We start from the raw sequence: 10,327 nt of genomic DNA, 5'->3' as shown, positions 1-10,327 counted from the left end.
AACTTTGCGAAAACAGCCTATATTAAAGTTATTACACTACTTTAAATAACTGATAAGGCTTATGTTCCAGCAGCCTTAATTGATAACGGAATAAAAACTCAGAAGCTTCGAGTACTTTTTTTGCTTCAAAGGATGTTTTTCCCCAAACGGTAATTCCATGGTTTCTAATTAACACAGCACCTGTATCTTCACTTATATGGGAGGAAAAACATTTGGCGAGTGTCGGAATATGCGCATGATTCGGAATAATCGGAATCCGAAGAACAGCATCCTCCTCCCATTTATCAAATGCCTTAATGAGTTCTTGCCCTTTGAATGTGACTGCCTCCTGGTCCCCATAAATTTCCGATATCACATTATTGTCAATCGTATGGACGTGAAGGCTGCACCCTGCGTTCGTTTTACGGTAAATCTCCACATGTAATAGTGTTTCCGCAGAAGGCTTTAAATGGGTCTCCCCAACAGGGCGCCCAAATTCATCAACAAGGAGGAAATCCTCCTTTGTCCTTTTCCTTTTATCCTTCCCACTTGCTGTTACAAGGAATTGCAGGGGGCTATCGGAGACCTTGATCGCCAAATTGCCGCTAGTCCCCATAAACCAGTCTCTTTCAGCCAATTCATCTTTAATATCAGCAAGCTCTTGCCATTTTTCTTCCCCTAAACTCATACCCTCACCCCATTTACATTTTTCAAAATTTCAATGCACTCATAAAAAGTTTCAAATTCATGATAATTAAGATTCATTTCTTTGCTTTTCTCTTGCAGCAAATCTCTTGCAATAACTAAATCTGCCTGCTTTGCAGCCTCCAGATCTGTAACCGAATCCCCTATGACAATTTTATAGGTATCTCCAGCCTCAAGTTTTCTCATAATAGATGGCTTACAGCAGCCGCAGCTGTTATGACATTCATCATCACAGCTATGGGGCCATAAAATTTTGATTGTTTCGCCGCTAAAATCTGAACCATTGCAATAAACAGCAGCAAACGGGCCATATTTTTCTAAAACTGGCTGCACAAAAAAGTCAATTCCGCCACTGACAATATAAAGCGGTATATTTTCTATTTTCAAATAGTCCACAAATTCTTGAAAGCCAGCTCTTACCTTGCCATTTTCCAGTGTGAATTTTATAATGTCTTCCTTAAGGCTGCTTGGAAGGAGAGAGAACATTTTCCCTACTCCTTCCTGAATTGAAATTTGCTGTGACAATATTTTATTCTTTATTTCCTCCCATTCAGGGGGGGCAAATTCTTTCATAACGTTAATGATGTTATCTTTTTCCGTAATGGTCCCGTCAAAATCACAAAAAACAGCTATATTAGGCATTCTTAGCTTTCACCTCTGTAAGTCCCCATAAATCTATCGCCTTTTTTAGTTCTGGATAATCAGAAGGAGATTCTGATAATGGAATTCCATTTAAAGTTAAATCAATCGCTTGGCGGAAGGCTAAGCCGCCGCCTTTTGCTCCATCCGGATGCCCATGTACTCCTCCGCCCGCATTGATCACACTGTCTGTTCCAAAGTCATGGTAAAGCAGCGGCACCAGACCTGGATGAATGCCTGCTGATGGTACCGGAAACGTCTTTTTGCAGAAATCCTTGGAGGTTAATGATTGTCCGATCGAAATCGCCTGCTTCTTTTCAAGTGCCACTGAACCATATGGAGAAGGGAAAAGCGATAAATCCGCTCCTGCATATCTGAGAAGCTTGCCTAGAAGCAAAGCGTAAGAAATTCCATAGATGCTTGAAGCAGACAGGGCACCGCTGACAGCAGGGTGTGCCATAATCGGCAGCCCAACCTCTTCATCTTCTCTTAACTCCTGCAGAACATCCAGTCCATATGCAAAAACATTAAACAGGAGGAGGTCCGCACCAAGGTTTGCTGCTTTTCTGGCTTTCTCTTTCAAATCAAAGGTCCTGCCTGTTAAATTCACTGCATAAAGTGTGCGATGGCCGGTTTCTTCAAAAACCTGGCCAAGCACCTTTTTCCCTTCCGTAATCCTTTCTTCAAAAGGCGTGAGTTCATTTTCAAATAAAATTTCATCATCTTTCACAATGTCGATGCCGCCAAGCGCTTGTTCCCTCAACTGTGAAGTTAAAAAGTTCATATCCTTGCCGAGAACACCTTTAAAAATGCTCATCAGCAGCGGCCTGCTGCGGACATTCAACTTTTCTCTTAAACCTTCAATGCCGAACCGGGGGCCAGGGAAAAAGGTTTTGATCTCATCGGAAAACTGTAAATCTATTAACTTAATCTTTCCGTCCAGTGATAGTTTTCCAAAAACTGTAGTTAAAATGGCTGGCAAATCCGGACTGAAATTAGCAGTTGGATAAGCAATTTTAATGATGGCAGGCGTTTCCTTGCTGCCTTCCTCTGTTAAAAGGCCTTCAACCGAAACAACTCTGCCTTTATGCTTACGGAGCTGATTTTTTTCCAGTTCAGGTAAATGAGTCCATGAACCGACCGTAAGTCCTAGAGCGATTTCCTCTGCTTTTTTCTCAGGATTATGTTTTGCATCATGAATTAGATAAGTTGCGATAATTTCACTCATATATTTTCTTCCTTTCATTTAGGCAAATCCGGGCAATAAAAAAACCTCTTCAAATAAGAAGAGGTTAGCAGCTTAAACTAACATCTTCTTATCTATCAGCTTTAATAAGCTGCAAGAATTAGCACCGTGCTTACTGGTAAGTCGGTTGCCGGGCTTCATAGGGCTAGTCCCTCCGCCTGCTCTTGATAAGAAAACGAAATTAGTATTTAGTTAATTTTGAATTAAAATTTAATTAGGATTATGACAGGGTAAAAAACTTTTGTCAATAGATTATCTGAAATAAATATGTTTTTTCAACCATGAGTATTGATTCCGCTGCAGGCACTTAGCGAACTCGGGATTCCTGGAGCCTCCCCTGGTACACTTATCCCGCTGGATTCTCATACCTTCCGCTCTAAACTACCAGTGTTATAACAAGAATAAACACTAAGATTGGAAAGTTTAAAATAAATTTAATTCCCTAATTCGGTCTACTGCTTCTTTAAGCCTTTCTTCTGAAGTCAGCAGGCCAACACGCACATATCCTTCTCCATGTTTTCCAAATCCTATGCCAGGTGCTACAGCAATATGGGCTTTTTCAAGCAAATAATCAGCAAATTCCTCAGATGTAAAACCTTTAGGAACTTTTAACCAGGCAAAGAAGGAGCCTTCAGGTGCTTTAACATTCCACCCGATTTCCTGAAGGCCTGAAATGAATATATTTCGCCTTCTTTCGTAAAGGGCATTCAGTTCTTTGACACATTCCTGAGTTTCAGTCAACGCAGCTGCCGCAGCTTCCTGGACAGCTCCGAACAAGCTGACATATAGATGATCCTGCAGAAGGTTCAAGGCAGAAATGACGCTCGCATTTCCAACCGCAAAACCGATTCTCCATCCTGCCATATTATACGTCTTTGAAAGTGTATAAATCTCAATTCCTACCTCTTTTGCCCCCTTTGCTTGCAGAAAGCTGACCGGCTTCTTGCCCTCAAAACCAATGCCGCCATAGGCAAAATCGTGAATAATGCAAATTCCATGTTCTTTGCCAAGCTCAACTGTTTCCTGGAAAAACTTCTCACTGGCCACGGCTCCAGTTGGATTGTTTGGATAATTGAGGAACATGAGTTTAGCAGCATTTAGCTTATCGTCTGAAAGCTCGCTGTAAAGAGGCAAAAAGCCATTTTCTTCTCGTAACGGCATTGTCACCATTTCTGCTTTTGCAAGCGCTACACCTGACCAATAATCCGGATAACCGGGATCTGGCACAAGAACAGTATCGCCAGGGTTTAACAGACATTGAGGAATCTCAACGAGGCCAGCCTTTCCTCCAAACAAGATGGCTACCTCCGTTTCCGGGTCTACATCTACATCATACTCCCTTTTATAAAAATCAGCTGCAGCCTTTTTCAAATAGGGAAATCCCTGAAATGGAGAGTATCTGTGATTTATTGGCTTTTCGGCTGCACTTTGGAGCTTTTTAACAATATGGCCGGGAGTAGGCTGATCAGGATTGCCTTGCCCAAGATTGATCACATCATGACCTTGTTCAAGCTGCTTCCCAACCTTTGACACTAAAGATACGAAAAATTGCTTCGGCAAACTTTTCAGCAAATCAGAATGAGGATAATTAATCAAAGTTTTTCACCTGCTTAAAAAAAAGATTGAAAATATAGTCACAAATGATATAACTTAAATGATAAGTTGTAAAGTTAAATTTTGAAAATTGTTATCTATCGGACTAATTTTAACATAAGTAAAAGAGAATTAAATGATTGCGGGGGATTTTCATGAAATTAAAGATTGCTTGTTTGCAAATGGATATTGTGTTTGGCAAACCAAAAGAGAATTTTAAAGCAGCCGAAGCTATGATTGAAAAGGCGTTAAAATCAAACCCTGATGTTATTGTGCTTCCAGAGCTTTGGACAACAGGCTATGATTTAACCCGATTAAATGAAATAGCAGACCAGGATGCTGCTGCAGCACTCGCCTTTTTAAAAGGGATTGCAAAAGACAGGAATGTTCATCTTGTAGGTGGATCTGTTGCAAATAAAACCGCCGGCGGCGTATTCAATACTCTTTTAGTCGTCGATAAAAACGGAGAACCGATCCACCAGTACAGTAAACTGCATTTATTCAAGCTAATGAATGAGCATCTCTATTTAACAGGGGGGAAAGCAAAGGGTGCGTTTACATTAGAAAATAGGCTGTTTGCAGGGATGATTTGCTATGATATCCGTTTTCCAGAGTGGATACGGGCCCATACAGCGGAAGGAGCAGAAGCTATATTTGTGGTTGCTGAATGGCCATTAGCCAGGCTAGCCCATTGGCGTGCCCTCTTAATTGCACGGGCCATTGAAAACCAATGCTATGTGATTGCCTGTAACCGAGCAGGCTCTGACCCTGAAAATGAATTTGCCGGCCATTCTATGATTATAGATCCTTGGGGAGAAGTTCTAGCTGAGGGTTCAGAGGAAGAAGAAATCCTGGAGGCTGAAGTGGACCTTGACAAGGTGAAGGAAGTTCGAAAAATGATTCCTATCTTCACGGACCGCCGGCCGGAATTTTATCAATAAAATATTCAGGGCCCTAGCTTTTATAGGGCCTTGCTTTGTTTACCCCTCTATTTTTGCCCACATTTCCGGCGGATTTAATTCGTAGATTCCTTTTTCCCTGTACATATAATGATTGATAATAAATTCTCTGCGTATCGTGGCGTAATCATCATGATACTGTTTAATATATTCATTGAGTTCTTTCTCTTCATATTTCTTCCCCATTTTCAGCCCTTTAATAAGATGCTCAAAAACCATTAGCTTCTTCTTTCTCTGGGCTGGAATATTTTTAAGCTTTCCATCGCTTGTAAAGAAGTTATCGATAACCTTCTGATTCTCGATATTCATTTCCTCCATCTTTTTCACCTCTTCCATATCAGCCAGTTTCGCAAGCACACTTGACTGCTGTTTCAGCACAGATTCATTTAAATAAAAATAAACTGTATTTTTATCTCTGCGCTGGTAAACCAGGTTTATATCCCGCAATTTGTTTAAATGATGTGTGATGGTCGGCGGCGTCAGCCCCAGTTTCCCTGCAATTGCCTGTCCATGCAAAGGTCCTTTTGCGAGAAGAAAAACAATTCGGATTCTTGTGGGATCACCCATGGTTTTATAAAAAGATACTAAGCGATTTAATTGCATTATATATGATCGCCTCCTATTTTCGATATACATCTAATTAGATATATATCAAAATATTGAGATTTAGTCAACTTCAAAATCAGGTTTTAATAAATGCTCTTTCTTATAGATTGTTGTAAAAAAACCTTATGAAAAGAGCACTAAAAAAATCACCTGAAAGGTGATTTTGAAAGGTAATGTATTTAACTGTTAAACCCTGCCCCTTCCAGGATCAGCAGCTTCTCTTTAATATCCGTCCGTGTTCCGGCATATCCGGTAAGAGATTTATTTTTGCCGATCACTCGATGGCATGGAATGATAATGGGCAAACGATTGGCTTTGTTTGCTTGACCAATGGCCCGAACCGCTTTTTCTTTTCCAATCTTCACAGCAATATCCTGATAGCTTCTCGTTTCTCCAAAAGGAATAAGGGAAAGCTCCTTCCACACAGCTCTCTGAAAAATGGTCCCCTGGGGGTCTATTGGGAGATCAAATACCTTTCTCTCCCCTCTAAAATATTCATCAAGTTGAAGTGTACATTTCTTTAGCAGGGGGTCTGATGGATCAAACCTCAATGGACATTCTTCTTCCCCCGCAAGAAAATCTTCCTCCCCAATGTATACTGCCGAAAGAAGCTCCTCTTCCAGGACAATATAAATGTCTCCTATTAGCGTTTCCGTTCTCGAATAAATTCTGCTGTTCATTGCTCTCCCGCCTTTTTAATATATGGCAAATAAATGTGAAACACGGTTCCTTTTCCCAGTTTGCTTTCCACTTCAATCGTTCCTTTGTGCTCCTCAATAATTTTATATGTAACCATGAGCCCAAGTCCAGTTCCTCTTTCTTTAGTGGTATAAAAAGGTTCACCCAGCTTTTTAATTTTATGCCCTGGTATTCCGGATCCCTCATCCCTGATCGATACCTTGATTTTATTATCTCTGCAGGTCTGAAGTGAAACAGTTATATATCCGCCTTTGGGCATAACCTCAATCGCATTTTTTATGATATTGATAAATACCTTTTTCATCTGATTTGGCTCACAAAAAACAAGAGGCAAATCCTTTCTGTAATCAGTCCTGAATTGAACATTATGCAGTACAGCCTGAGCACTTAGAAGGTCAACCGTCTCTTTCATGATTTGGGCGATATCTTTTTCGACAAACTTGACAGCCTGAGGTTTAGCAAGAATGAGGAATTCATTAATAATTGAATCAATTCTGCTCAGCTCTGTGGTTATCACATTAAAGTACATGGAGTGGTCTTCCTCAACGCTATCTTCCAGCAACTGGATAAATCCTTTCAAGGCTGTCATAGGGTTCCTTATTTCGTGTGCTATCCCTGCTGCGAGTTCCCCAATAACATTTAAAGTGTCCGATTTTCGAAGCTGTTCTTCCATCTCCAGCTTCTCTGTTATGTCTTTAAATGTCGTCATGCTTAAATTCGAAAAAACATTATGCTTGTTTGAAAACTCAAAGTGTTTTTTTCTGCCAGACTTTAAGGTAATAGAGAGGCTGCCATCCGACTGCCCAACGTTTTGGATGCTGCTAATCTGCTGGTTCAGCTCTTCATCTGTAATATTGCAATCATTCAAGATACTGTGTAATGAAACTCCAATGAGTTCATCTTTTGACATCTGCAGCATTCTTTGACCTGATTGATTAATATCCACAATTTGAAATTGATCATTCCAGAGGAGAATGCCTTCCAGGGCTCCCTCAAAAATGCGGCGAAACTTTAGCTCACTTTCACGCAATTCCTTTTCCATTCGGTGGCGTTCACTTACATTCCTGAAAATAGTCATATGGTAGCCTTCAACAGAATTTAATTTAACTGTGAATTCCAGCGATTTTATCTGGCCGTTTGGCATGAGAAAAAAGAGTTCATCCCGGATGCCGCCCTTGTTAAACAATTCTTTGACTATACGCTTATACCTTTCATTTTTTTCGTATACAAAATCATCCACCTGTTTCTGAAGAAGCTCATCGTGGGTGCATTCAAAAATCCTGCATGCCGCTTCATTGGCATCAATGATCTTCCCGCTGCCTCTCCAAAAAATGATGCCATCCAAAGCCTCGATAAAAAGGTCTGTATACAGCTCTTCATTTTTTTTTACCTTCTTTTCAAGAAGCCGTTTTTCGGTAACATCTCTTAACACACACATATAATGTCCGCTCTTTTTAAGCTTACTGGTCGTAAAATCAAATTCCACGATTTTATTGCCGCTATATATCGGAAGAAGTCCTCTTACACTGTCCCTTACTTTTAGAAGATCCCTCTGTTTGTCAAGTTTAAAGTGTTTATTCAATGGGACAATTTCCGCCAGTTGTCTCCCAATTAATTCAGTTTTATTAATGTCTATGATCTCGCAAAACGAAGGATTTGCATCAATTATTTTGTCTGTATGGTCAAAAATTAGGATTCCGTCCTTTGAACAGCCAAATATATTTTTACTTGGGGCATCATCCCCAATACGTTCAGCCAGCGCTTTATTTTCCTTTTCCAGTGATTCAATCTTGGCATAGAGCTGCTTGATCTCCTGATTCATAATAACCACTCTATTTCCTCCTATTGGGATATCCGATTAATAGATATTTCTACAAAATTTGACGAAAACCCTTTAAATAGAAGTGAAAACTGCATGTTTATACTGAATGAGCCATAGGATCTATTGAGTTTCTTCAACCCCATAAGAAAAAAGCATACCTTTCAAGGTATGCCACATGCTAAAGCTTAAATTTAGCAATCATACTGTTTAATTGTTCGGCCAGTTCGGATAATGACTGAGCATTGTCGGATATTTCCTCCATAGAATGGTTGGTCTGGGCCATGGAAGCACTTGTCTGTTCAATGCCTGCTGCTGACTCTTCGGAAACTGCTGCAATACTCCCTATTGATTGATTCATATGTAAGGAACGGGCTGAAACGTGTTCAAGACTGTTTGAAATATCATTAATATTATTTGACATTAAATTAACCGCTTCATAAATCTTTTGGAAGGTTTCTCCCGTTAATTGGATTTGTTCTGTTCCCTTTTCGACCTGTATATAGCCGGATTGCAAGGATGCCGCTACACTATTGGACTCGGTTTGAATTCCATCCACAATTTTTGTAATATCAGAAACTGAAAATGATACTTGCTCCGCCAGCTTTCTTACTTCATCTGCTACTACCGCAAAACCTCTTCCTTGTTCCCCTGCCCTCGCTGCTTCTATCGCTGCATTTAATGCCAGAAGATTAGTTTGGTCGGCAATTTCCTTAATGACCTTAACGAGCTTGGATATTCGCTTTGTCTGTTCATCCAGCCCATTAACCTTATCAACGGATGTTTTCATAATGTTATTAATCAAGCCCATCTGCTTCTGGGATTCTTTCATAAGTTTATCCCCACTATCAGTGAGTGACATCACCTCGTTGGAAGCTCTCTTAATTTCAAACCCGTTCTTTGCTGCTTCCTCCACTTTGTCCATATACTCTTCCATCATAGCTGATAAGCGTGTGCTTGAGCTTGCCTGGTCCTCTGCTCCTCCTGAGAGCTCCTGCATAGTTGAAGCAACCTGCTGGCTGGCAGCTCTTACTTCATTTGCAGCAATATTGAGCTCTCCGCTTCTTTCTGTTACATGGCCAGAAACTGAATTTATTTCCTGAATCATTTTCTGGAGTTTTTCTTTCATGGAGTTAATGGCACGGCTAAGCTCTGCTACTTCATCATTTCCATCATACTCGACTGATTTTGCATTCAGATTACCTGCTGCTATTTCATTGGAAACATGGACAATCTGGTTTAAGTTTCGTGTAATAATACGCCCGATGAATAAGATACTCACAATCCCAAGGACGCCAGAAATAATGATTGAGATCCCTAGGACAATTAGGGTTAAAACCAGTCCTGACTCGGCTGAAGAAACAGCTTTTCTTTGGTCCTCCTTCAGCATGCTGCTTAGTGTATTTAATTTTTCTACAGTCTCTGAAATAAAGTTATCTGCCTGCAGCTTTGCAAGCCTATATTCTCTAACATGCTGAAGCTTCACTTTAGGCTCAATAACATCATGGAATAAGCTGGTTATTTTTTGATCATTCTCGTCAATTTGTTTAAACAGCTCTTTTGTTTTTTTTGCAGTAAGGGCAGGGGTGATTTCCTTTTTTAATGTATTAAAGTCCTCTGTTAACTGGTCAAATGTTTTTAAGTGCTTGGGATTGGAGTCGATAATGAAATTTCCGATTGTACTGCCTTTATGATGAAAAATCACAGCAGATTCAGTAATCATAATCGCTTTTTCTCCTGAATCCTTCACTGTATCCATTTTTGTATTGACAATCGTCAACAGAAAAAAAGTAAGTATGGTAGATGCAGTAAAAAGCCCAATTGTTACAAATAGGGCCACACCATATTTCTGGCCAAGCTTGAGCCTTTTCCACCATCTTATGTTGGCCAGTTTATCTAATAGTCTTGCTTTATTCTGTGTTGCATGCAAATTGCCTGCCTTTGCTTTTTTTGTTCTTTTAAACGTTTTTACCCCTTTCATCCTATATCCTCCTTAATGATTAAACCGGATGAGCACCTTTTGCACTATCAACATCCTTATTGCGCATTTCTTTTTTACTATTCTATTACATCATTATAATA

The 10,327-nt window shown here is 40.0% G+C and carries 9 protein-coding genes and 1 riboswitch; of the genes, 1 reads left to right on the top strand and 8 read right to left on the bottom strand.

Annotated features, from left to right (window positions below):
- Positions 1 to 31: 31 nt before the first annotated feature.
- The 4 genes from J7I93_RS20025 to J7I93_RS20010 form a co-directional block, all read right to left on the bottom strand.
- Positions 32 to 667, bottom strand: coding sequence for a methylthioribulose 1-phosphate dehydratase (locus tag J7I93_RS20025; RefSeq protein WP_214727868.1), 636 nt, complete (start codon positions 665 to 667; stop codon positions 32 to 34).
- Complete coding sequence (locus J7I93_RS20020; RefSeq protein WP_214727866.1) at positions 664 to 1,326, bottom strand: 2-hydroxy-3-keto-5-methylthiopentenyl-1-phosphate phosphatase; 663 nt, start codon at positions 1,324 to 1,326, stop codon at positions 664 to 666. The genes J7I93_RS20025 and J7I93_RS20020 overlap by 4 nt, the downstream gene beginning before the upstream one ends.
- A complete protein-coding gene (locus J7I93_RS20015) occupies positions 1,319 to 2,551 on the bottom strand; it encodes a 2,3-diketo-5-methylthiopentyl-1-phosphate enolase (RefSeq protein ID WP_214727864.1) in 1,233 nt (410 codons plus the stop codon). The genes J7I93_RS20020 and J7I93_RS20015 overlap by 8 nt, the downstream gene beginning before the upstream one ends.
- Before the next feature lie 85 nt (positions 2,552 to 2,636).
- A riboswitch (SAM riboswitch) is annotated at positions 2,637 to 2,743 on the bottom strand.
- Positions 2,744 to 2,992: 249 nt separating this feature from the next.
- Complete coding sequence (locus tag J7I93_RS20010; protein ID WP_251025916.1) at positions 2,993 to 4,165, bottom strand: pyridoxal phosphate-dependent aminotransferase; 1,173 nt, start codon at positions 4,163 to 4,165, stop codon at positions 2,993 to 2,995.
- Between the two features lie 152 nt (positions 4,166 to 4,317).
- Here J7I93_RS20010 and J7I93_RS20005 point away from each other — a divergent pair, with 152 nt between their 5' ends.
- Positions 4,318 to 5,103 carry a carbon-nitrogen family hydrolase gene (locus J7I93_RS20005; RefSeq protein ID WP_214727861.1) on the top strand — a complete coding sequence of 262 codons (786 nt, stop codon included), beginning with the start codon at positions 4,318 to 4,320 and terminating at the stop codon, positions 5,101 to 5,103.
- Between the two features lie 39 nt (positions 5,104 to 5,142).
- Here the strand turns inward: J7I93_RS20005 and J7I93_RS20000 are convergent, their stop codons facing one another.
- The 4 genes from J7I93_RS20000 to J7I93_RS19985 form a co-directional block, all read right to left on the bottom strand.
- Positions 5,143 to 5,724, bottom strand: coding sequence for a DUF2087 domain-containing protein (locus J7I93_RS20000; RefSeq protein ID WP_214727860.1), 582 nt, complete (start codon positions 5,722 to 5,724; stop codon positions 5,143 to 5,145).
- A 182-nt stretch (positions 5,725 to 5,906) separates the two neighbouring features.
- A complete protein-coding gene (locus tag J7I93_RS19995) occupies positions 5,907 to 6,407 on the bottom strand; it encodes a methylated-DNA--[protein]-cysteine S-methyltransferase (protein WP_214727858.1) in 501 nt (166 codons plus the stop codon).
- Entirely contained in the window at positions 6,404 to 8,257 is a 1,854-nt protein-coding gene (locus tag J7I93_RS19990) for a PAS domain-containing sensor histidine kinase (protein WP_214727856.1), read from the bottom strand. Before J7I93_RS19990 ends, J7I93_RS19995 begins: the two co-directional genes overlap by 4 nt.
- A 169-nt stretch (positions 8,258 to 8,426) precedes the next feature.
- Positions 8,427 to 10,226, bottom strand: coding sequence for a methyl-accepting chemotaxis protein (locus J7I93_RS19985; protein WP_214727854.1), 1,800 nt, complete (start codon positions 10,224 to 10,226; stop codon positions 8,427 to 8,429).
- Positions 10,227 to 10,327 lie beyond the last annotated feature (101 nt).

Origin of the sequence: Bacillus sp. ISL-47, from assembly GCF_018613175.1 — a bacterium.
In the GTDB taxonomy this organism is placed as follows: Bacteria; Bacillota; Bacilli; order Bacillales; family Cytobacillaceae; genus Cytobacillus.
This window is presented reverse-complemented; position numbering and strand designations above follow the sequence as displayed.